The organism is Brevundimonas sp. AVps23W (genome assembly GCF_058681395.1).
In genome coordinates, this window is sequence record NZ_CM178738.1 from 2,720,089 (window position 1) to 2,743,962 (window position 23,874).

General features: G+C 65.3%; 16 protein-coding genes. 12 read left to right on the forward strand and 4 right to left on the reverse strand.

Features of this window, described 5'->3' with window-relative positions:
• Nucleotides 1–281 precede the first annotated feature (281 nt).
• Nucleotides 282–2,489, forward strand: coding sequence for a GumC family protein (locus ACW177_RS13175; protein WP_492026142.1), 2,208 nt, complete (start codon nucleotides 282–284; stop codon nucleotides 2,487–2,489).
• Between the two features lie 172 nt (nucleotides 2,490–2,661).
• Entirely contained in the window at nucleotides 2,662–3,639 is a 978-nt protein-coding gene (locus ACW177_RS13180; protein WP_492028123.1) for an SDR family NAD(P)-dependent oxidoreductase, read from the forward strand.
• Between the two features lie 21 nt (nucleotides 3,640–3,660).
• On the opposite strand, the gene cysN is transcribed toward ACW177_RS13180, so the two are convergent.
• The gene (gene cysN, locus ACW177_RS13185) at nucleotides 3,661–5,574 is read right to left on the reverse strand and encodes a sulfate adenylyltransferase subunit CysN (RefSeq protein ID WP_492026143.1); all 1,914 of its coding nucleotides are present in this window, start codon (nucleotides 5,572–5,574) and stop codon (nucleotides 3,661–3,663) included.
• A complete protein-coding gene (gene cysD, locus ACW177_RS13190) occupies nucleotides 5,574–6,533 on the reverse strand; it encodes a sulfate adenylyltransferase subunit CysD (RefSeq protein ID WP_492026144.1) in 960 nt (319 codons plus the stop codon). The genes cysN and cysD overlap by 1 nt, the downstream gene beginning before the upstream one ends.
• Before the next feature lie 177 nt (nucleotides 6,534–6,710).
• Here cysD and ACW177_RS13195 point away from each other — a divergent pair, with 177 nt between their 5' ends.
• The 7 genes from ACW177_RS13195 (at nucleotide 6,711) to ACW177_RS13225 (ending at nucleotide 13,616) form a co-directional block, all read left to right on the forward strand.
• A complete protein-coding gene (locus tag ACW177_RS13195) occupies nucleotides 6,711–7,265 on the forward strand; it encodes a lipocalin family protein (RefSeq protein WP_492026145.1) in 555 nt (184 codons plus the stop codon).
• Between the two features lie 230 nt (nucleotides 7,266–7,495).
• Nucleotides 7,496–9,295: a long-chain-acyl-CoA synthetase gene (locus tag ACW177_RS13200; protein WP_492026146.1), complete on the forward strand. Its 1,800-nt coding sequence runs from the start codon at nucleotides 7,496–7,498 to the stop codon at nucleotides 9,293–9,295.
• 86 nt (nucleotides 9,296–9,381) lie between these two features.
• Nucleotides 9,382–10,248 (forward strand): flagellar motor stator protein MotA, encoded by an 867-nt coding sequence (motA, locus tag ACW177_RS13205; protein ID WP_492026147.1) that lies wholly within the window; start codon nucleotides 9,382–9,384, stop codon nucleotides 10,246–10,248.
• Between the two features lie 142 nt (nucleotides 10,249–10,390).
• Complete coding sequence (locus tag ACW177_RS13210; protein WP_492026148.1) at nucleotides 10,391–10,729, forward strand: hypothetical protein; 339 nt, start codon at nucleotides 10,391–10,393, stop codon at nucleotides 10,727–10,729.
• Between the two features lie 81 nt (nucleotides 10,730–10,810).
• The gene (gene mnmC2, locus ACW177_RS13215; protein ID WP_492026149.1) at nucleotides 10,811–12,595 is read left to right on the forward strand and encodes a tRNA (5-methylaminomethyl-2-thiouridine)(34)-methyltransferase MnmC2; all 1,785 of its coding nucleotides are present in this window, start codon (nucleotides 10,811–10,813) and stop codon (nucleotides 12,593–12,595) included.
• A gap of 67 nt (nucleotides 12,596–12,662) precedes the next feature.
• On the forward strand, nucleotides 12,663–13,079 hold the full coding sequence (locus ACW177_RS13220) for a DUF6491 family protein (protein ID WP_492026150.1): 417 nt from the start codon (nucleotides 12,663–12,665) through the stop codon (nucleotides 13,077–13,079).
• 93 nt (nucleotides 13,080–13,172) lie between these two features.
• Nucleotides 13,173–13,616 (forward strand): hypothetical protein, encoded by a 444-nt coding sequence (locus tag ACW177_RS13225; protein WP_492026151.1) that lies wholly within the window; start codon nucleotides 13,173–13,175, stop codon nucleotides 13,614–13,616.
• On the opposite strand, the gene ACW177_RS13230 is transcribed toward ACW177_RS13225, so the two are convergent.
• The gene (locus ACW177_RS13230) at nucleotides 13,617–15,632 is read right to left on the reverse strand and encodes a phosphocholine-specific phospholipase C (RefSeq protein WP_492026152.1); all 2,016 of its coding nucleotides are present in this window, start codon (nucleotides 15,630–15,632) and stop codon (nucleotides 13,617–13,619) included.
• A 239-nt stretch (nucleotides 15,633–15,871) separates the two neighbouring features.
• On the opposite strand from ACW177_RS13230, the gene ACW177_RS13235 reads away from it, so the two are divergent.
• From ACW177_RS13235 to ACW177_RS13245, 3 genes are all read left to right on the forward strand, one after another.
• Nucleotides 15,872–18,814: a TonB-dependent receptor gene (locus tag ACW177_RS13235; protein WP_492026153.1), complete on the forward strand. Its 2,943-nt coding sequence runs from the start codon at nucleotides 15,872–15,874 to the stop codon at nucleotides 18,812–18,814.
• A gap of 65 nt (nucleotides 18,815–18,879) precedes the next feature.
• On the forward strand, nucleotides 18,880–20,181 hold the full coding sequence (locus ACW177_RS13240) for a purple acid phosphatase family protein (RefSeq protein WP_492026154.1): 1,302 nt from the start codon (nucleotides 18,880–18,882) through the stop codon (nucleotides 20,179–20,181).
• Complete coding sequence (locus ACW177_RS13245; protein ID WP_492026155.1) at nucleotides 20,181–21,056, forward strand: glycerophosphodiester phosphodiesterase family protein; 876 nt, start codon at nucleotides 20,181–20,183, stop codon at nucleotides 21,054–21,056. The genes ACW177_RS13240 and ACW177_RS13245 overlap by 1 nt, the downstream gene beginning before the upstream one ends.
• A 72-nt stretch (nucleotides 21,057–21,128) precedes the next feature.
• Here the strand turns inward: ACW177_RS13245 and ACW177_RS13250 are convergent, their stop codons facing one another.
• Nucleotides 21,129–23,600, reverse strand: coding sequence for a TonB-dependent receptor domain-containing protein (locus ACW177_RS13250; protein ID WP_492026156.1), 2,472 nt, complete (start codon nucleotides 23,598–23,600; stop codon nucleotides 21,129–21,131).
• Between the last annotated feature and the right edge of the window lie 274 nt (nucleotides 23,601–23,874).

Below are 23,874 nucleotides of genomic sequence, written 5' to 3' on the forward strand. Positions count from 1 at the left end.
CAAGAAGCTTTTCCGTCTTGGGTGAGATGGAGATTGAACATGCAGATTACAGCAAGGGAGGTCGAAACGACATCAGGCTAAGGCACGAATTCATTCATTGTGGCGAACCGGCACGCTAACTGCAGGGCGAACAGCACTATTCCGGTTGTTGGATCGATTTCGATCACCTATTCACCATCGCTAGGCTGTTCTTGTGCAGTGCGGTATGAATAGGCGGCGCTCGCTTCCTGACCGGAACGATCCTTGAAATCCGGCTGCGGCCGAGCCCTGATGATGGTGCGATGACTGACACAAACGATTATTCGCCTTCTTCCGGCGACACAGCCGGAGAGACGATCGACCTGCATCGCCTGATCGCGGTTTTCCGCCGTCGGCTGAAGCTGTTCGCGGCCGTGGCTGCCGGTGTTTTCCTGATCGTCGCCCTCGTCACACTCGCCCAGACGCCGAAATACACGGCGACAGCAAACCTTCAGATCAATACCCGCACCGAGCAGGTGGTTGATTCAAAAGCCGTTCTTTCGGGTTTGACGCCTGAGACCAGCGTGGTCGATACCGAAGTCGAGGCGTTGAAGTCGCCGGAATTGGCCGCCGCCGTGGTCGACGAACTTCGCCTGGTGCAAGACCCCGAGTTCAACGCGCGGCTACAAACGCCGGGCGTGATCGGAACCGTGCAAGGCTGGTTCGGCCTCGCGCCGGATCGCAGCGCACCGACCACGGAAGCCGGTCGCGAAGCGGAACGGCAGGAAGTCATCAACGCCGTCAGCGAACGGCTCAGCGCCCGCCGTGTCGGTCTGACCTATTCGATGAACTTGGCGTTTACATCGGAAAGCCCCGTCAAGGCGGCTCGTATCGCCAACCTGCTCGCCGATAAATACCTCCAATCTCAGCTGAACCGGAAACTGGACGCCACCGGCGACGCCAACAGCTTCCTGGGTTCACGCCTGAACGAACTGCGCCAGCAGATGCAGGCGGCGGATGCTGCGGTATCCAACTATCGGATCGCCAACAATCTGCTCAGCTCCGAAGGCTTCACCCTGACGGAGCAGGAAATCTCAGCCTATAACCAACAACTGGCTTCGGTTCGGGCTCAAGAGGCCGAACAGGTCGCCCGTCTTCGCACCGCGCGCGCCCAGCTGGCCTCGGGCTCCAACGGCGATGACGTCGGCGAAGCCCTGACGTCTCAGGTTGTTCAAAACCTGCGGGCCCAGCGCGCCGCCATCAGCGCCCGCGTCGCGGACATGAGCAGCCGCTACGGCCCGCTGCACCCCGACATGGTGCGTTCGCAACGCGAACTGGCCGACATCGACGCGCAGATCCAGGCCGAAATCCGACGCATCATCTCGAACCTGGAAGCCCAGGTCCGGGTCGCCCAAGAACGTACCGGCTCGGTCCAGTCCAGCCTGTCGGCGGCGCGCGGCGCCTTGGCCAGCAACAGCGGCGCGTCCGTTCAGCTGCGTGAACTGGAAGGCAACGCCGAAGCGGCGCGCGCAGTCTATCAAAGCTTCCTGGATCGCTACCGCCAGACCAGCGCCCAGGTCGGCACCGAACAGGCCGACGCCACCCTGGTGTCGCGCGCTTCCATCCCGACGTCGCAAAGCGCGCCGAATGTGATGCTGAACCTGGCGCTCAGCCTGGTTCTGGGTCTCGGCGCAGGTCTCGCCGCCGTTGTCCTGTTGGAGATGATGGAAGCCGGCGTCGGCACGACCGATGACGTCGAGCGCAAACTGGGCCTGTCGGCCGTCGGCTCCATTCCGCTGGTCTCATCGATCGCGGAATCGGCGGATCGCGGCGTCAGCCCCATCGACTTTGCGGTCAAGCGGCCGCTGTCCGTGTTCGCCGAGTCCTTCAGGTCGCTGCGGACCTCGATCAACTATGCGGCGGGAAGCCAGGGCTGCAAGGTCGTGGTCATCACTTCGGCGCTTCCCGGCGAAGGCAAGACGACGACAGCGGTCGGCCTAGCCCAGGTTTCCGCCATCGCCGGCAGCCGGGTTTTGCTGATGGACTGCGACCTGCGTCGCCGCGCCGTCACCCGTGCAATGGGCTTGAACACCGACGCCGGCCTGGTGGAGCTGATCCAGGGCAAGACGACGCTGGAAGCCGTCCTGACACGGGACGAGGCGTCAGGCGCCTATATCCTGCCGCTGTCCAATGTGGTGGCGACGCAGGACGTGTTCGGCGCCCAGACCATGGATGATCTACTGGCCAAACTGCGCGGCTCTTTCGACCTGATCCTGATGGATACCGCGCCGGTTCTGGCCCTGGCCGACACCCGGGTCTTGGCGGCAAAATCCGATATGACCATCGTGCTGGCCCGCTGGCGCAAGACCCCTGCCCGCGCCACCAATACGGCGATCAAGATGCTGCAGCAGTCCTGCGCCTATATCCTGGGCGTCGCCCTGACCCAGGTCGACGTCAACGCCCAGGCCAAGCAAGGCTATGGCGACGCCGGCTACTACTACAGCGAATACAAGAAGTACTACTCGGCCTGACCCAGGCCCGGACGGACGAGCCGAGCGCTGCGGCGCGCGGTTCGTCCGCCTTACTTCGACGGGCCAGAATCGCTGACGCCATCCATCGCCTTGCGGTGAAAATGACGATAGACGGGCATCCTGTTGTTCAAGAAGGATGTTCGATGCGCGCGACAGGCATGGTCGGGTGGTTATCATGAAGACCCCTATCCTCGTCACCGGCGCGGCCGGCTTCATCGGAATGCACACGGCCGAACGGCTGCTGGATCGCGGCGAGACCGTGATCGGGGTCGATAATTTCAACGACTACTACGACCCCGCCCTGAAAGAGGCCCGCGCCGCGCGGCTGGAGGCGCGCGAGGGCTTCACCATGGTGCGGGCCGACATCGCCGACCACGAACAGATGCTGGCCCTGGTGCGCGACAAGGGCGTGGAGCGGATCGTCCACCTCGCCGCCCAGGCCGGGGTTCGCTATTCGATCGAGAACCCCTTCGCCTATGAGCGGTCCAATCTGGCGGGCCATCTGTCGATGCTGGAGGCCGCGCGGCACAACGGCGTGACCCATCTGGTCTACGCCTCGTCCAGCTCGGTCTATGGCGACCGGCCGCTGGAAGGGGCGGGTTTCCGCGAGGACGATCCGACGGTGGAGCCGGTGTCGCTGTACGCGGCGACCAAGCGGTCGTGCGAACTGCTGAGCCAGAGCTACGCCAAACTGTACGGCTTCCCCCAGTCGGGCCTGCGCTTCTTCACCGTCTATGGCCCCTGGGGCCGGCCCGACATGGCCTATTTCAGCTTCACGCGGAAGATCGCGCGCGGCGAGGCGATCGAGGTCTATGGCGAAGGCAAGATGGCGCGCGACTTCACCTATATCGACGACATCGTCGATGGGATCGTGGGCGTGCTGGACCATCCGCCGGCGCAGGGCGGGCACGAAGTCTACAACATCGGCGACAGCTCGCCTGTCGGCCTGATGGAGATGATCACCACCCTGGAAGACGCCCTGGGAACCGAGGCGGAGAAGATCATGCGGCCCATGCAGCCCGGCGACGTCACCGCCACCTATGCCGACGTCTCCAAGCTGAACGCCCTGACGGGGTACAAACCCAAGGTCACCCTGGCCGAGGGCCTGCCGCGCTTCGTTAAATGGTGGCGGGGATACGAGAACGGCTGACCGCCGCCCTCCCCCACCGGATCAGATGCTGAAATCCTCGGTCGAGAACCGGCCGTCCAGCCAGGCGACGATGCGTTCGGCGGCGTCTTCCGCGGACATGGTGGTGGTGTCCACGACGATCTCGGGCGCTTCAGGGGCTTCGTAGGGGCTGTCGATGCCGGTGAAGTTCTTCAGTTCGCCGGCGCGGGCCTTCTTGTAGAGGCCCTTGACGTCGCGCTGCTCGGCGACGGCCAGGGGCGTGTCGACGTGAACCTCGACAAACTCGCCCGGCCCCAGCAGGTCGCGCGCCAGGCGTCGCTCGGCGCGGAAGGGGGAGATGAAGCTGACCAGGACGATCAGGCCGGCGTCCACCATCAGTTTCGACACCTCGGCGACGCGGCGGATGTTCTCGACCCGGTCCTCCTCGGTGAAGCCCAGGTCGCGGTTCAGGCCGTGGCGGACATTGTCGCCGTCCAGCAGATAGGTGTGACGGCCGTCGGCGTAGAGGCGCTTTTCGACCAGATCGGCGATGGTGGATTTGCCGGCGCCGGACAGGCCGGTCAGCCAGACGACGCGGCCCGTCTGGTTCTTGATCGTGGCGCGCGCGGCCTTGTCGACCGACAGGGCCTGCCAGTGGATATTGTGGGCGCGACGCAGGGCGAAGTTCAGCAGGCCCGCCCCGACCGTGCGGTTCGAGATCCGGTCGATCAGGATGAAACCGCCCAGATCCTTGTTCTCGCCATAGGGGGCGAAGGCGACGGGAGCGTCCAGCGACAGGTTGCAAACGCCGATCTCGTTCAGCTCCAGCCGCTTGGCCGGCTGCTGCTCCAGGGTGTTGACGTTCACCTTGTGCTTGGGCTCGGTGATGGTGGCGCCGACCAGCTTGGCGCCGATCTTCAGTAGATAGGGACGGCCCGGCAGCAGGGGTTCGTCGTCCATCCAGACCACGGTGGCCTCGAACTGGTCGGCGGCCTCGGGCGGGGCGTCGGCGCTGGCCAGAACGTCGCCGCGCGAAACGTCGATCTCGTCGGCCAGGGTCAGGGTGATCGATTGGCCGGCGACGGCCTGGGCCAGATCGCCGTCGGCGGTGACGATGCGGGCGACGGTCGAGGTCTTGCCCGACGGCAGGACGCGGACGGGATCGCCGGGGCGCACGGTTCCGGCGGCGATCTGGCCGGAGAAGCCGCGGAAGTCGAGGTTGGGCCGGTTGACCCATTGCACCGGCAGGCGGAACGGATCGGCCTGGAGGTCGTCCCCGACCTCCAGCGTCTCCAGCAGGCTCATCAGCGACGGACCGGCGTACCAGGGCGAATGGGCGCTGGCCTCGGTGATATTGTCGCCGCGCAGGGCGGACATGGGGATGGCGTCGAAGGTCTTGAGCCCGATCTGGCCGGCGAAGGCGCGGAAGTCGGAAACGATGGCGTCGAACACGGACTGCGACCAGCCCATAAGGTCCATCTTGTTGACCGCCAGGATCACATGCCGAATGCCCAGCAGACTGACCAGATAGGCGTGCCGCCGGGTCTGGGTCAGGACGCCGCGCCGGGCGTCGATCAGGATGACGGCGGCGTCGGCGGTCGAGGCGCCGGTGACCATGTTGCGGGTGTATTGCTCGTGGCCGGGCGTATCGGCGACGATGAATTTGCGCTTCTCGGTCGAGAAGAAGCGATAGGCCACATCAATGGTGATGCCCTGTTCGCGCTCGGCGGCCAGACCGTCGACCAGAAGGGCGAAATCGATGTCGCCGCCCTGGGTGCCGACACGTCGGCTGTCCGCCTCCAACGCCGCCATCTGATCCTCGAAGATCATCTTGGAGTCGTAGAGCAGCCGGCCGATCAGGGTGGACTTGCCGTCGTCCACGCTGCCGCAGGTGATGAAACGCAGCAGGCTCTTGTGCTGGTGGGCGTCGAGATAGGCGCCGATATCAGCGGCGATCAGGTCCGATTGGTGAGCCATCAGAAATAGCCCTCCTGCTTCTTCTTCTCCATCGAGGCGGATTGGTCGTGGTCGATCATCCGGCCCTGACGTTCGGAGGTGGTGGTCAGCAGCATTTCCTGAATGACCTCGGGCAGGGTCGCGGCCGTGCTCTCGACCGCCCCGGTCAGGGGGTAGCAGCCCAGGGTGCGGAACCGGACGGACTTCATCTGGGGCGTCTCGCCGGGACGCAGCCGGAACCGGTCATCGTCCACCATGATCAGGGCGCCGTCGCGTTCGACCACCGGCCGCTCAGCGGCGAGGTACAGGGGCACGATGGGGATCTGCTCCAGGTGGATGTATTGCCAGACGTCCAGCTCGGTCCAGTTGGAGATGGGGAAGACGCGGATGCTCTCGCCCGGTCGTTTGCGGGTGTTGTAGAGCCGCCAGAGCTCGGGCCGCTGGTTCTTGGGGTCCCAGCGGTGCTCGGCGGTGCGGAAGGAGAAGATGCGCTCCTTGGCCCGCGACTTCTCCTCGTCGCGCCGGGCGCCGCCGAAGGCCGCGTCGAAGCCGTGCAGCGTCAGGGCCTGTTTCAGCCCCTCGGTCTTCCAAAGGTCGGTGTGCAGGGCCGAGCCGTGATCAAACGGATTGATCCCGCGTGCGACGGCCTCGGGGTTCTGGTGGACCAGAAGCTCCACCCCCAGATCGGCCGCCGCCTGTTCGCGCATCGCGTACATGGCGCGGAACTTCCATGTCGTATCGACGTGCAGCAGGGGGAACGGCGGTTTGGACGGATAGAAGGCTTTCCGCGCCAGGTGCAGCATCACCGCCGAATCCTTGCCGATCGAGTACAGCATGACCGGGCGCTCGGCCTCGGCCGCCACCTCGCGCATGATATGGATGCTCTCGGCCTCCAGGCGCTGAAGATGGGTCAACCGCGAAGGATCGGGCTGGGTCAGGCTGGATGTGTTCAGGACTTCGGTCAGGATAGCGGCGTCCACCAGGGCAGGTCTCCATAGAGGCCTGACGTAAAACGATACTGTGCAATGGGTCGCAAGCGATTGATACTGGTAGTCGCTGTGAGATTTTGCAGACGGGCGTGATCGTGCCGCGCCTTGTTGGCGGAACCTAGACAGCATGTTGCGCCTTGATGGCGAAACAGAAAGCCGGTGCTATCAATGAAATCTCTGACTGCCGCCCTGGCGCTGTCCGCCGGCCTGCTCGCCTCGCTTTCGGGCTGCGTCACCGCGCCCTCCCCGTCCGAATATCGAGCGCCGCAGCCGACCAAGGCCATAGAGCTGGAACGGCTGTGGTCGGGACGCTGGCTGGAGATCGCCCGCCTGCCCGACCGGTTGACGGACGGCTGCGTGGCGGGGGCGTCGATCTACACCCCGGTCGGCGGCGACCGTATCGATGTGCGCGACACCTGTCAGGTCGGTTCGCCGCAAGGCAAGGAGAAGGCCATCGAAGGCGGGGGGCGTATCCTGGATCCGGGCATGAACGCCAAGCTGCGGGTTCGCTATCTGCACGGTCTGGTGACCTGGGACTATTGGGTGCTGGACCGGGCGGACGACTACAGCTGGTTCATATCGGCGGACCCGACGTTCGAGCGGCTATTCATCTATACGCGGGAAGTCCCCAGCGACGCCGAGGTGCGGGCCCTGACGGATCGGGCGCGGGCGCTGGGCTATGACGTCAGCCGGCTGGAGTTTCCGGAACTGCCGCCACGCTAGGTCCATTCGGGGCAAGGTCGGATCTTTCCCGCGCCTGAAAACACCGAACAAATGGGAAAATCCGCAGGCCCGCTCTGGATTTCCCCAACGTCACCGGAACAAATGAGACACGGCCTGCAATGATCGCGACGGTTTCCAAGGCGTTTGTTCGCCACGCGGTTGACCGAACGGGCTGCCTTCGTTCATCACGAGGGCGGGTGGAACACGCATAGACCGGAGTAACGGCGAGCATGGGTTTGGTAGCGAATATCGGTAGGGACGTGCGTTTCGCACGCGGCCTGTTCCGTCTGCTCAAGCGCATCAAGCCGATCGAGCTGGATAGCGACGTTCTGCTGTGCGACGACATTGAAGAAGCCGTCGACAAATTCCCCGACAATGTGGCCCTTGAGGACGAGCGCCGCAGCCTGACCTATCGCGACCTGGACGCCATGGCGAACCGCTACGGTCACTGGGCCAAGGGTCGGGGTCTGAACCGCGGCGACACCATCGCCCTGATGATGACCAACCGGGTCGAATATCTGGCGGCCTGGATCGGTTTCTCCAAGGTCGGCATCGCCACGGCCCTGATCAACACCAACCTCAGCGGGCCGGGCCTGGCCCACTGCCTGACCATCTCCAACGCCTTCCAGGTGGTGGCGGACGAGGACTGTTGGCGTCAGATCGAGGCGACCCGTCCCCTGGTCGGCCACAGCCTGATGCTGTGGGTGCTGGGTCTGGGCGACGAGGACGAGACCAGCGACCGGCGTGGCCTGGACAAGCCTGTGCGTGGCGCCTCGTCCGTGCGCCCTGCCCGTTCGGTGCGCGAGGGCCTGACCAACCGGGACACCGCGCTGTACATCTACACCTCGGGCACCACGGGCCTGCCGAAGGCGGCGCGCATCCCCCATTCGCGCGCCCGGACCTATATGCGCGCCTTCGCCGGCGCCACGCGTTCGACGCCGAAGGACCGGATCTTCAACGTCCTGCCGCTGTATCACTCGACCGGCGGCCTGGTCGGGGTCGGGGCGGCCCTGTTGAACGGCGCCCGGCTTGTCATCCGCAAACGCTTCTCCGCCTCCAGCTTCTGGCCCGACGTGGTGGCGTCCGGGGCGACCATGTTCGTCTATATCGGCGAGCTGTGCCGTTATCTGGTGAACTGCCCGCCCCAGGCCTATGAGCAGAAGCACAAGCTGCGGCTCGCCTTCGGCAACGGCCTGCGCGCGGACGTCTGGCCCGAGTTCCAGAGCCGGTTCGCCATTCCCGACGTGCTGGAGTTCTACGGCTCGACCGAGGGCAATGTCTCCCTGTTCAACTTCGACGGCAAACAGGGCGCCATCGGTCGCGTGCCCAGCTATCTGAAGAAGCAGATCAATATCCGGCTGGTTCAGTTCGACGTGGACAGCGAACAGCCGATCCGCGGCACGGACGGCCTGTGCCGACTGGCCAAGGTCGGCGAAATCGGCGAAGCGATCGGCGAGATCGGCAACGACATCCGCCACGACTTCTCGGGCTATGCCGATAAGGCCGCCTCGCAGAAGAAGATCCTGACCGACGTCTTCAAGAAGGGCGACCGCTGGTTCCGCACCGGCGACCTGATGAAACAGGACGCCGAAGGCTATTTCTACTTCGTCGACCGCCTGGGCGACACCTTCCGCTGGAAGGGCGAGAACGTCTCGACCTCAGAGGTCGAACAGGCCCTGATGGAGGCGCCGGGCGTGTCGGAGGCCATCGTCTATGGCGTGCCGGTGCCTGGTCAGGAAGGCAAGGCCGGCATGGCCGCCCTGGTGACCGACGCCAAGTTCGATCCCAAGGCCTTCGCCGCCCATGTCGAGGAACGCCTGCCCGCCTATGCCCAGCCCGTGTTCGTGCGGCTGATCGAAGCGGCCGAGACGACCGGCACGTTCAAATACCGCAAGGCCGACCTGGTGGCGGACGGCTTCGAGCCGGAAAAGACCGGCTCGGCCCTGTATGTCCGTGGCGGCAAGACCGGCTATCAGAAGCTGACGCCGGCGGCGCGCACCGCCATTCTGAACGGCGAAGGCCGCCTCTGAAACGAGATAAGACGGCGTTCGCGAAACGCCGTCTTAATCATTAAAGGCCCATCCTTAGGCCCTCTCGGGTCAGGGTATTGCGTCACATGTTTCAGATCATCGGCATTGTGCTGCTGTTCGGTCTCGTCTTCGGCAGCTACGCCATCTCTGGAGGCAAGTTCGACGTCATCATCCACGCCGCGCCTCACGAACTGATGGCGATCGGCGGAGCGGGCATCGCGGCCTTCCTGATCTCCAACTCCATGACCGTCATCAAGGGCTCGATGGGGGGGCTGGGCAAGACCTTTGCCGGGCCGAAGTGGAAGAAGCAGGACTACAAGGATCTGTTGTCCCTGCTGTTCCAGCTGACCAAGACGATGAAATCCAAGGGCGTGGTCGCCCTGGAAAGCCACATCGAAAAGCCCAAGGAATCGACGATTTTCCAGAAGTACCCCAAGGTGCTGAAGGACCATTTCGCGGTCGATTTCATCTGCGACACCCTGCGGATGATGACGATGAACCTGGAAGATCCGCACCAGGTCGAAGATGCGATGGAAAAGCAGCTCGAGAAGCATCACCACGAGCATCTCGAGAACGCCCATGCGCTGCAGACCCTGGCCGATGGCCTGCCCGCCCTGGGCATCGTGGCCGCCGTGCTGGGCGTCATCAAGACCATGGGCTCGATCACCGAGCCGCCGGCGGTCCTGGGCGGCATGATCGGCGGCGCCCTGGTCGGCACCTTCATGGGCGTGTTCCTGGCCTATGGCCTGGTGGGACCGTTCGCGGCGCGCCTGACCGCGATCATCAATGAGGAAGCGGCCTACTACAAGATGATCCAGTCGGTGCTGATCGCCCACCTGCACGGCAACGCCGCCCAGATTTCGGTCGAGATCGGCCGGGGCGACATCCCGTCCGCCTGCCAGCCCTCCTTCGCCGAGATGGAAGAAGTGCTGAACAATATCGGCAGCGACTGAGACTGAACAAGCGGAACGCCGGGTTCGCGCAACGTTTGCAGACCGCTGACGGCCGGCGCCGACTTGCTCCAGGGTCGACGCCGGTCGTATCGTTTCAGGCGAGGCTTCAGACCTCGCGAACAGCCTTCGGAGGACTTCCCCCATGCGCATAGCCGCCCTTGTCGCCGCCTCGGTGGCCGCCCTCGTCATCGCCGGATGCCAGAAGGCGCCGGAAGAAGAACACCACGAAGCCCCGAGCGACGCCGTCGAGGCCGCCGGCGCTGCTGCTGACGAAGTCCTGACCGCCGATCAAGCCGCCGCAGAAGCTGCGGCCGCCGCCACCGCGAATGAAGCCGCCGAGGACGCGGGAGCCGCCATGACGGCTGAAAGCGCCCCGCCCGCCGGCGACACGACCCATGCCGCCGCTGTGGCGCCGCCCCCCGCCGATCACGGAGCCGGGCACGGCGACGATCACGGCGCGGCTCACAACGAAGGGCACTGAACTTCGGCGTTCACGAACAGGGCCGCCTCCGCACCGAGGCGGCCTTTTTCGTAATGGGGTCAGAGGTGCTAGAGCCGCGCCATGATCAGCGACGACACCTCTCCGCGCCTGACCTGGACCGATGAAGACGAGCCCCGCTCCGGGCGGTTCGGCGACGTCTATTTTTCGCGCGACGACGGACTGGCCGAGACGCGTGCGGTGTTTCTGGAGGGCTGCGGCCTGCCGGACGCCTGGGCCGGGCGATGCCGTTTCACGGTCGCAGAGCTGGGTTTCGGCACCGGTTTGAACATCGTCGCCCTGCTGGACCTGTGGCGGCGGACCCGGCCGGAAGGCGGGCGGCTGCACATCTTCTCCATCGAGGGCTTTCCCCTGACCGCCGAAGAAGCGGGACGCGCCCTGTCGAACTGGCCAGAGCTGGCCGAGGCGGCTCAGGCCCTGATCGAGGCCTGGCCAGACCGGACGCCGGGGTTCCACCGTGTCGACCTGCCCCAGTTTCACGCTGTCCTCGACCTGGCCGTCGGCGACGCCGCCTGGGCGCTGGAGCAATGGTCCGGACAGGCGGACGCCTGGTTTCTGGACGGGTTTTCGCCGGCGTTGAACCCCGGCATGTGGTCGCCCGAGGTGATGGACGGGATCGCGGCCCGTTCGGCGCCCCATGCGCGCCTGGCCACCTTCACCGTGGCGGGGGCGGTGCGGCGCGGACTGTCTGAACGCGGCTTCGTCGTGGAGAAGAAGCCCGGCCACGGTCGCAAGCGCGAACGGCTGGAAGCGCGGCTGGCAGGCGGGCCCGCGGACGCCCCCGCGACCGCCCCCCCTGCCCGCGTCGCTGTGGTGGGCGCCGGGATCGCCGGAGCCGCTGTCGTGCGCGCTCTGATCGCCGCCGGGATCGCCCCTATCGTTATCGAATGCGATCGGCCCGGCGCGGGCGGATCGGGTTTTCCCGCCGGTCTGGCGACGCCGCGACTGGACGCCGGGGATCAGGCCATCGCCGGCCTTTACGCCCAGGCGCTGGAACGGGCGCGACATCTGTATGAGGCCACGCCCGGCGCCGTGCTGGCTCGGGGCGTGCTGCAACTGCCCCAGGCGCCGCGCGACGCGGCGCGCTTCGCCAAGATCGCGGCCCAGCCGATCTGGCGCGAGGGCGCCATGACCGTCATCGACGCTGAGGCGGCGGCGGCGCGGTTGGGCGAACCGACCGCGGATGGCGGCCTGCTGATGGCCGACGCCCGCGTCATCCAACCCGCCGCCGCCTTGACCGCCTGGCTGGCCGGGGCGGAAGTGGTGAAGGGTTTCGCCGCCCGGATCACACGGGACGCCGACCGCTGGATCATTCATGACGCCGAGGGCCAGGTGCTGGCCCAGGCGGAGGCCGTCGTCGTGACCGCAGGCTGGGGGTCGGCCGACCTGTCGCCGGCGAACGGCCTGACGCCGATGCGAGGCCAGGCCGACTGGTGCGAGGGAGCGTTCGTGCCCGCTACGGCCTGGGGCGGCTATGTCGCGCCGACGCAGACCGGCTTCCTGTTTGGCGCGACCCACGCGCGCGGCGACGTGGCGCTGGAACCCCGGGACGCTGAAAGCGCCCAAAACCTGGACACCCTGCGCGCCCGCCTGCCCCGACTGGCGGATCAGGTCGAGGCGAGCGACCGCCATCGCCGCGTGGCCATTCGCGCCACCACGCGCGACCGCCTGCCGCTGGCCGGTCGTCGGGCGGACGGGGTCTATGTCCTGACCGGTCTGGGATCGCGCGGCCTTTGCGTGGCCCCCTTGCTGGGCGAGCATGTCGTCGCGCTGATTTCCGGCGCCCCCTCGCCGCTTGCCTCAGCGTTCGCGGCGCGGATCGATCCTGATCGGGCGTCGGCGACCTGATCGTGGTTCAGACTGTGTTCATCTGCGTCGGGGTTTGGTTGACGTGCCGACAGCAAGGGGATCTTCGATGCGTATTCTGTCTTTGAGCTTGGTCGCCTCGACAGCCGCCGCCCTCAGCCTTTCCGCCTGCGCGCCCGCCGCGAACACGGCGGCCGTCGCCGAGGGCGAGACCTCGACAGCCCGCTGTTTCCGCACCGACAACATCCGTAACTTCCGTGTCGATAAACAGTCGGACCTCTATATCCGCTCGCTGCGCGACGATGTCTTCCTGATCAACACCGCCGGCGGATGCCCCGATCTTGATTCCGCGATCTCTATCGCCGTGACGCCGACGGTCGGCGGATCGGACAATGTCTGCGTCGGCGATTCCGTCCATGTCATCGTGCCGGGCTCTTCATTCGGATCGGGCGCGTGCCGGGCCTTCGTGACCAAGTCGCTGAACGCCGAAGAGGTCGCCGCCCTACCCAGTCGCGCCCGCCCCTGAACCTGGTCGAGGCGTCGGGAACCCGGAACTGGAACCCGACTTGAAATCAGACGATCACGGGTATCAAATCCCTCTCTTCACGGGAGGATCATCATGCGCGGAATCGCCAAACTGACAGTCTTGAGCCTCGGCGTCCTGGCCGCAGCGTCGCCAGTGGCGGCAGAGACCTGGACCCGGTTTTCAGCCACCGACAAGACCGTCTACATCGTCGATCTGGATACACTTGCCGCCACGGACGGCGTCGCCACCGTCCGTTTCGCCCGCGTCCCCGCCCAGGGCGACGCGACCGATCTGAGCCACGAGGTCGAGGAAGTCGCCATCCGCTGTTCGGACGGTCAGTCCCGCACGGTCGCGACTATAAGCCATGGCCCGGACGGGGCGGAAACGGACCGTTACGCCGAGGAGAGCGCCTGGGACGCCACCCCGTCGGGCGGCGTCTATGGCGGGCTTAAGTCCTTCGCCTGCGAGGACATGCGTCCTCAGGGCAAATCCTTCCCGACGGTCGCCGCCTTTGTCGCGGACGGCCGGGGCGGCTGATCAACCCCTGGGCGGCGTGGCCGGAGCCCGGCCGGCGAACTCGCTTCGCCAGCCGCCGGCCTCGACGGACAGGTCATAGGTCTGATTGGCGTCCATCCCGTCGATGCGAAGCCTGTGTTCGTCATCGACTGTGAGGCTCTGTTCGCCTTGGCCGAGATCGACCCGCGCCGCGCCCTTGCCGGTCAGCACCAGGACAGGCGCCGGACCCGACCAATCCAGCCGCGCGGACACCGTCCGAGCCGCGCCCGATCCGACGAAGCGGCGATGGAAGCCCTCCGGGCCCATGACCTGCAGATCCACGCCGCCCGATCCCGCCCATATGTCCTGAAGCCGTTTGCCGCCCTCGACCGTATAGCGCCGGGGGCCGGTCTCCAGGTCCAGACGGTCATAGACGTGGAACACCGCCGCCCGCGCGCCGGTGTTGATGAAGGACAGACGCTCGCCGCCGTCGGCCAGGGTTTCACGCTCGCACTCCAGCGCATAGACGCTGGGGCAGGCCGGTCTGAAGCCGGCGGCCTGTTCGGGTCGCGCCGGGGTCGTCGGGATCGGCGGAGTGGTGCGTCCGGCCAGGGCGGCGGCGCGCACCGCCTCGTCGTGGGTCGCGGGCAGTGAAACCAGCCGGGCGTCCGAGCCGCTGAAGTCGAGGCAGGAGGTCAGGTCGCCGCAGACGGCGCGACGCCAAGGCGAGATATTGGGCTCCATCACCCCGAACCTGGCCTCCAGGAAGCGGATCACCGAGGTGTGGTCGAACACCTCGGAATTGACCTTCCCGCCCCGGCTCCACGGCGACAGCACATACAGGGGCACACGTGGGCCCAGGCCGTAGGGACGCCCGCGATACTGCGGCAGGTCCAGCTGCTTGTCGGCACGGGCGGGCTGAAGATGGTGCTCGCCCGTCAGATCGACGGTCGAGCCGCCCCGCAGGCCGCCCTGGGCGTCGCGCGACGGCGGCGCCGGCGGCGGCACATGGTCGAAGAAGCCGTCGTTCTCGTCGAAATTGACCAGCAGGACCGTGCGCGCCCAGACGTCCGGGTCGGCAGTCAGGGCGTCGATCACCTGGGCCGTATAGTCGGCGCCCTGGGCCGGGCTGGACGGGCCGGGGTGTTCCGAACCGCTGGCGGTGGCGATGACATAGGAGACCTGGGGCAGTCGCCCGGCCAGGACATCGGCCTTCAGTCCGTCCAGCGCCCGCGTGGTCAGTCCCCGCTCGACCAGGGCCGGATCGGATCCCGGCGCGCCGGCCACCGCCTTCTGAAAGGCGTCGAACCCGACCAGGGGATTGTCGGTGAAATTGTCGGCCATGTCCTGATAGACGCGCCAGTCGATGCCCGCCGCCTGCAACCGCTCGACATAGGTGGTCCAGCGATAGGGCTCCTCGTCGCCGCCGTTGCGCGGCAGTTCGTCGTGCGAATTGCCGATACAGGGTCCGCCCCGCGCGCCCGACCCGTCGTTCGTGCCCGACCACAGCATCACGCGGTTCGGATTGGTGCCGGTCTGAAGCGAGCAGAAATAGGCGTCGCACAGGGTGAAGGCGTCGGCCATGGCGTACTGGAAAGGAATGTCGGCCTGCTCGTAATAGCCCATCGAATGGGCGTGCTTGGCCTCGGGCCAGCGCCCCATCCGCCCCTCGTCCCAGGCCGCCTGGGCGTCCGACCAGCTGTGCGGCGTGCCCTCGACCCGCATATGGGCGAAGGTCTGGCGCGTGTTCAGCGCGAAGGGGGCCAGCCAGGCCGGCCCCTCGCCGCCGCCGTCATGCTGGAGCAGGACGTCGCGGGCCTTGCCGTCTATGGCGGGCGCCGGCGCCGGATGGGGGTCCGAAAAGCCCCGCACGCCGTTCATCGTGCCGAAGTAGTGATCGAAGGACCGGTTCTCCTGCATCAGGATCACCACATGTTCGACGTCCTGGATCGTGCCGGTCCGCACCTTGGGCGCAATGCTCAGCGCCCGCGCCAGCGAGGGAAAGGCGGCGGCGGCGGCGAGGCCGGCCAACAGGCCGCGGCGGTCGATCTGGGGCATGGCGGGTCCGTGCTGAGACGACGGCCCAGGTTCGCCTCGGCGTCGATGCGCCAAGTTCATAGAAGTCGGTTGTGACAACAAGGCTTCAGCGGCGGCCTGCTCGCAGGATTATTCACGCCGACCGCGCCCGAAATCTGCGGATCAGCGACAGCCGGATGAAATCTTGATGACGCCTGTCAGACTTGGATGGCCAGCCCGTCTCTCCCCCGTCTGCGCCGTAGCAGATCACGGGGGATCACATGCTCAAGACCAAATCTCGCTATATGGCCGCCGCCTGCGGCCTGGCGCTCGTCGCCGCGTTTCCGCACTGGGCCGCGGCCCAAACTCAGGCCCAAACTCAGGCCCAGACTCAGGCTCAGCCTCAGGCGGGCGCGACGCCTGCCGAAGCCGCCCCGCCGGCGACCGTACTCGATGAAGTCGTCGTCACCGGTTATCTGAAGGGCCTGCGCCGCTCGATCGATGAGAAGCGCGACAACGACATGATCTCGGACAGCGTCAGCGCCGACGACATGGGCAAGCTGCCGTCGTCGAACCTGACCGAGGCTGCGTCGCGTATTCCCGGCGTGTCGGCGGTGCGGAACCACTTCACCGGCGAGGGCGACCGGGTCGTCGTCCGGGGGATGTCCACCGAGTACAACGCCTATGCCGTCAATGGCGTGCGTATGGGCGGAACCGGGTCGCCCGACGACAACTTCTTCCGCGGCGTCCGTCTGAGCTTCCTGCCGACCTCGGGGGTCGATGCGATCACCGTCTACAAGAGCCTGCTGCCCTATATGGACGGCGACGCCATCGGCGGCACCGTCGATATCAAGACGCCGACGGCCTTCGACTATGATCCGACCCATGTCGCCGGCTCGATCGAGGGCACCGTGCTGCAACAGCGCGACGACCGGACATCGTGGGCGGCGGACGTCGCCTTCGGCAAGCAGTTCTCGGATCGTCTGGGCCTGTTCGTGACCGGCAACTATTCGAAGCGCGCCTCGCAGTTCGAGCAGATCGGCAACTCTGGGGATAATATGCCCAGCACCTGGTACAGTTCAGCCCAGAGCCTGGACTTCGACCCCCAGACTTTCGTCACCCGCGGTCTGGAAATGTCCACTGGCGACACGGATGTGACGCGTTGGGGCTTCAACGGGTCGCTGGACTGGCGCGGCGACCACCACGACTTCCACCTGCGCGGCCAGTACAACGAGTATGAAGAGACGCAGTTCAGGAACCGCCTGAACTTCCGCAACGAGGCCGGCACCAGCGCCTCGGCGCGCCTCGAGCAGGTCGATAAGGCGGCAGGCGACCTGGTTCAACCTTCGGACGCCGTCGTCGGCTATGGATCCAAGGGGGCGATCTACAGCTATACGACCGATCAGGTCGTAGACCGCGACAAAGACGGCATCATTACTGACGCGGACAAGGGTTCCACCGGCTATTATAGTCTGAACGGGTCATCGGGCTCGTGGGACCCGCAGGGCTTCCGTCTGCGCCGTTATTGGGAAGGCGGCACGACGGAGGGCATACTGCAAATGGTGAACTTCGGCGGCGAGAGCCGACTGGGCGCCTTCACAATCGACTATGATCTTTCGCATTCGAGTTCGGAAGACAACATTGTCGATAGCTACGAAATGTACTTCGGTCGTACGGCTTATGGCTGGTACGGCAACGACGGGATCGAGATCGTCAGCCAGGGCGAACCACAGTATCTGAAGTGGGTGTTGAACCCCGCCGGCATGGAAGCTGTCCAAGATCTAAGCGAATACACAGCGTCCAGCCTGAGCGCCAGCTACGGCGGCACTAAGGAAACCTTAAACCAGGCCCAGTTCAACCTGCGCTACGAGCCGACCGGATCATGGCTACAGGAGATCCGTGTCGGCGCCAAATATTACAAGTCAGAACGTGAGCGGCTGGATGGTACGCTTATGGAGTTGGAGCCCCAGGGCACGATGGCGGACTATTCCGCCCTGTTCGGCGAGACGGTCACCGACATGTTCGACGGTCGGTACACTGGTCAGTATCAACTCGGCGCCGTCATCGACACCGACAAAATGTTGGCCGAGATCGAGCGCGCCAAGGCGGGGAACTCTACTCTGCTGACGCTGGATGAGACGGACTCGATCGACTACGCCTCATCCTGGTTCTACGACGAGCAGGTGGTATCGGCCTATGCGATGGGCACGGCTCGTTTCGGCGCGGCGGAAGTGATTGCCGGGGTACGGGTCGAAGACACCAGCAACGACATTCGCGCCTGGACCGAAGACCCAGTGCAAGGCGAGGATTACACCACCGACACCTCGGGCTTCACCAACTGGCTGCCCTCAATCCACGTCAACTATGACCTCAGCCGGAACGCCAAGCTGCGCGCGGCGATCTGGACCAGCGTCTCGCGTCCGGACATCAACCGGATGACCTCGGTCAAGGAATACAGCTACGACAGCGATCCCGACGGCGACGGCGTCACCAATCCGACCAATGAATGGGTGCTCGAAGGCATCGTTCAGGGCAACCCCGACCTGAAACCGATGACCTCGGTCAACTACGACCTCTCGGCGGAATATTACAACGGCCGCACCGGCGCCTATTCGCTCGCCCTGTTCTACAAGGACATCGACAAATTCCTGTTCCGCTCGTCGTCGTCCGTCATCCAAGACGGCACGGCGGGCGAATATGACGACCCGTCGGGGGTGTCCGTCTCCATGCCGTTGAACGGCCGCAAGGCCGAGATCCGCGGCGTCGAGATCAACGCGCGTCAACAGCTGCACTGGCTGCCGGCGCCGTTCGACGGCCTGGGCGTGGCGATAAACGCCACCATTCAAAGGTCGGAAGCGGAGACCGGCCTGTCCTGGCATCCCGAAGGCTACACCCTGCCGTTCATGGAAACCCCCGACCACATCGTAAATCTGGAAGTGTTCTGGGAACGCAACGGCTGGGAGGCCTATATCGCCTACAACTATCAAGACGTGTCGCTGGAAGATATTGAAGACTACGGAAACGACCCTTACGAACAAGATTATCAGTTCGTCGACTTGATGGCGCGACGCCAGATCACACCAAACATGACGGCAACATTCAAGGTGCAGAACTTACTGGACAACTATACATACTACTACACTTTTGGAGAGGGAGATGGTGGCGTTCGTGACTACATAGAAAACGGCCGCTACATAAGCATTAGCCTGAACTGGCGGCTCTGATCGCGGCTTCCGCTCGCGGGAAACGTCCCGCGAGCGGCTCTCTTTCCTGACATTGAGGATATTCCATGCGCCTGTCCCTGCGCCTCGCCGCGACCCTGTCCTGCAGCGTCCTGGCCTTCGCCGCCGCCCCAACCGTCCGAGCTGAACCCCAAACGACGTCTGCGCCCGAGCGGGTCATCGTCAATCTGACCGAGACGCCTTCGACCAGCCTGGCCTTCAACTGGCGCGCCGAAGCGGGCGCGGGCGACGGCTTCATCGAATATGCGACCCTGACGCCTGGCCCGGCCTATCCGTCGCAGGCCGTTCGTCTGCCCGCACAGCGCACGTCCGCCGCCTTCGTCACGCGCGACGAAGAGCAGGTGTCCGCCGACTATTACAGCGTGCGGCTGACCGGCCTGACGCCCGACGCCCAATACGTCTATCGCGTGGGCAAGGACGGCGCCTGGTCGCCCTGGCGCCAGGTGAAGACCGCCGCCGCCGAGGCCCGCCCCTTCACCTTCCTCTATATGGGCGACGTCCAGAACGACATCCGCTCCATGGGTGGCCTGGCCGTGCGCCGCGCCCTGCGCCAGACCCCGGACGCCGCCTTCATGCTGTTCGCCGGCGACCTGATCAACCGCGCGGACAATGACGGCGAATGGGGCCAGTGGTTCGACATGGACCCGCATCGTCTGGCCGAGACGCCGTCGCTGATGACGCCGGGCAACCACGAGTACATGAAGCCCGAGGGCGCGCCGCGTCAGTTTCTCGCCCCCCAGTGGCGGCTTCAGTTCAGCCTGCCGGAGAACGGCCCGTCCGAGGCGTTGTCCGAGACTGTCTATCGGGTCGATTATCAAGGCGCGCGGGTCATATCGCTGGACGCTGACATGTTCGACGACGATCCCGCGTCCGCTCAGGCCCAGCTGACCTGGCTGGAGAACCAACTGGAGAACAACCCGGCGCGCTGGACGGTCGTCTTCCTGCACTATCCGCTCTACTCCACCGCCCAGGGACGCAGCGGAGAAGAGTTGCGCGCCGTGCTTCAGCCGGTGTTCGACCGCTATCATGTCGATCTGGTTCTGGCCGGCCATGACCACACCTACGGCCGGGGTCGGCCGCACGATCAGGGGCCGGTCTATATGGTCTCCAACGTGGGGCCGAAGCAGTACCCCTTGGGCGACATCGACTGGACCCTCCGCAAGGGCAGCGGCGTCCAGGTGTTCCAGCAGATCGAAGTCGCCGGCGGACGGCTGACGGTGCGCGCCTTCACCATGGACGGCGTCCTGTATGACGCCTTCCAGCTGGACAAGCTCGGCGCGGGTCCGGCCCGGTTGACCGATCTGAAGCCGGCGACGCCGGAGCTGATCCTGCGACGCGAGGGCCAATAATGACGCTGCGGCCCGGTGTTCTTGGTCTCCTGGCGGCATTGGCGGCGGGGCTGGCGGCGACGCCGGCCCTGGCCGATCCGGTCTGCGGGGAAACCGCCGTCATGTCGCGGCTTCAGACCGAACTGGCGAAGCCGCGCGGCGCGGTGTTGATCGCCGCGCACCGGGCCGGCCATCTCGAAGCGCCCGAAAACTCGCTGGCCGCCATAGAGGAAGCCGTGCAGGCGGGGACCGACATCGTCGAGATCGACGTCAAGGTCTCGGCCGACGGCGTGCCCTTTCTGATGCACGACCAGACCGTGACGCGCACCACCGGCGCCGCCGGCGAGGCCGAGCGCCTGACCTATGACCAGCTACGGGCGCTGCGGTTGGAAGACAGTTCGGAACCGCCGCCCACCCTGGTCGAGGCGCTGCGCAGCACCTGCGGCCGCGTGCTCGTGGATCTGGATCTGAAGACGGATCAGGTCGCGCCCATTGTGGCCGTGGTTCAGGGACTGGGGATGACGGACCAGGTCCTGTTCTTCGATTCCGACAGCCCGGTTCTGGCGCAGGTGCGGCGGTCGGCGCCCGACGCCAGGGTGATGCCGCGCGTCAGTCGGCCGGACGGGCTGGCGACGGCTACGGCCGGCCTTGCCCCCGTCGCCATCGTCCACGGCGACCCGGAGTCCCTGACGCCGCGATTGCGCGCAGACATCCGCGCCCTGCCCGCGCGGATCTGGATCAATAGTCTGGGCGAGGTCGATACAGCCGTCGCCGCCGGGGCGTCGGACGTTTGCCGTCGGCTGGAAGCCCTGCTCGCCCTGGACGCCAACGTGATCCAGACGGATCGCCCCCGCGACCTGAGACGCACATTGTCGGTCTGCGGCGTGAAGGATTAGCGCTGGAGCCTCCGGACAGGCTGAAGGGCGGTGCCTTGCGACCCCGCCCTCAGATCCTTCAGACGCCGCCGGTCAGAAGTAGATGCGAACACCGGCCGTAAAGGTTCGTCCCGAAAGCGTGTTGGCCATAACCACGCCGCTGGACGGCAACGAGTCCACCGACACCGCCGTGATCGCCGTTTCGTCGAACAGATTATTGGCGTTCAGGGACAGCACGACGCGCTCGATCGGACGAACCTGAACGAAGGCGTTGACCGTCGCATAGCCAGGCATGGTCAAAAGGTTCGTGTCCTGGGCGTAGCTTTCCGTGGTGCCGACGATGCTGGCGCCGACCGTGAACAGATCAGTCTCGTATTGCGGCATCAGTTGGTAGATGACGTCGGCCTGACGACGCGGCGTCTTGCCGACCAGGGTCGGATCTTCCGCCTCGGTGATCTCGGCGCTTGTGATTGTCGCACCGGCGGTAAGGCTGAACGGCCCCCGTCGGACGCCACCCTCGAACTCGGCGCCTATGGCCTTGTAGCCGCGCCGGACCAGCAAACGCTGGGTGATGCCGTTGGAATCCGGCTTTATCTGCTGGTTCGTCTCGCTCACCTTGGCCCAGAAGCCGGTGACGTTCGCAAACAAGCCCTCGGTGCGGAACTTCACCCCGACTTCGGCCTGTTTCACCGGATCATAGGCGGCTTCGGCATCGGTCAGATCGCCGTCTACAGAGCTGATCGCCGACGAAAACAGGATCGCCTCCGCCGCGGCGCGCGCGCCCTTGCTGTAGCGAGCGAAGGTCGAGAGGCGTTCCGAGATGCGATAGTTCGCGCTGAGTGAATAGGATGTGTAGTCGTAGCTGTAATCGACCGGAGTGGCATTGGCGGCCGGAGCGAAGGCGAAGGTTTGTTCGGCCTCTGAGATGACCCCGTCATTATCGACGTCGATGGTCCGGACATCGGCTAGGGTGTTGGCGGTGGTATGTCCGCTGACGTCGCCGCTGTCGAACCGCACCGAGGCGCCGAGCGACAGTTTGCCCATCCGGTAGTTCAACGATCCATAGGGCGCGAAGACGCTGTAGGTGACGTCGGTGCGCGAGTTGGAGCCGGGGCCGGCCGGACCGAAGAAGTTGACGACGCCGTCCTGGGTGCGGGGCGTGCCGTCCAGATTGAAGATGTCCACCAGCGCAGACTGGCCGCCGCCGGCGACATCCTGCAGGAACGGGATCAGTTGGCGGTCGAACTTCATGTCCTGTTCCGCATTGTAGACGCCGAAGGTCGTCGTCAGCTGATTTCCGCCGATCTCCCACACCCGACTTGCGCGCAAGTCGTTGGTGAAGTTGTTCAAACTGTCGACATCGCTGTGAGCCAGCATCGAATAGGAAACCAGTCCGTTTCCTCCGATCGTGGCGGGGTTTGCCGCCTGTCCGGCTTGCGGCCCGCTGGCGTAGGCCAGAGTGCCGGGCCGTCCGCCCAGCGCGAACGGGGCGACGGTCCCCGGAAAGACCGCAAGCGGAAAGTTCATATCGGCCGTGCCCGACTGATCCGAGTAGCGCATATGCTCCGCTATGGTCCATCCGTGCAGATTGAAGCGCGTCTGGAACCCGAGAGCGCGCACGACCGCATGATTTCCGTCGTGAAGATTGACCCGCGTCACGGCATTGTCCCCGTTAAGCAGCGGGAAGGTGCTCGTGTTGGACGCCGTCAGCGTGTCGCCCGTGATGGAAAAGTTCGGAACATGGCTGTAGTCGGGATCGTCGTTCGTACCTGACACCAGCATCGGCGCGGGACCGTAGCCGATCACCGTATCGTCCAGGAATTTGGCCTCCAGGCGCACGAAGCCGCCCTGAAACTCCTTGGTGATATTGGCCTTGATCTGACCGCCGTGGTTGCCCTGGAAACCGGCCTCACGAGGCCCCTCCCCTTCCCGGTAGAAGCCGCCGACATGGTATCGGAGGGTATCGCTGAGATGCCCGCCATAGCTGAAGTCGCCGCGATAAGTATCGTAGTCCAGCCCCGTAGAGGCTTGGAACGAGCCGCCTTCGACCTCGCCCGTCTGCGAGATGAGGTTGATCACGCCGCCGGGCGCATTGGACGCAAAGGTGGAGGCCGAACCGCCGCGGATCGACTCGATCTGACCAACATTCAGGTCGTAACGAATGAAGTAATCCGGCGTCATCCCAAGTATGTCGCCGAACTCCAGAACCGGCAGGCCGTCTTCCTGGAACTGAACATATTTCGCGCCTGTCCCGACCATCGGCAGGCCGCGGATGGTGTAGTTGCCGTTGACGTCGCCCAACGACGCCTCGGCGCGAATGCCGGGGATGGTGCGGAACAGGTCGCTGATCGAATGGGCGCCGATCTTGGCGATTTCGATGTCGTCGATGGAGCTGGTCGAGGTGGCGCTGTCCAGCCGGTCCCGCGCCTTGGCGACGCCGGTGACGATGACATCGTCATCCACCCTGGTGCGGCTGGCCTCCCAGGCCGTCTGGCGCGCCGGCGCCTGTCCTGATTGGGCGAACGAAGGGGTGGCCAGCAACAAGGGAGCCAGGGCGACGGTCATGTATAGGGACTTCAAGAATGCCTCCGCAATTCTACATGAACTACAGAGCCGATGGATTGATACTCAATCAACCCGACCGACTGCTATTCGATCATTTGATTGATCCCGAACTACGGCGATCTACCCTTCGGATCTTATAATAGATTGCTACGCAATTTTACGGACAGAATTCCGCCATCAATTTTACCACGATGAAACATGCCTGTTGGCGTCCACCGGGCATCGAGCCCGACCGGACCCTGCTCAATCATGCTCCCGCTTCAATCTGACGCCC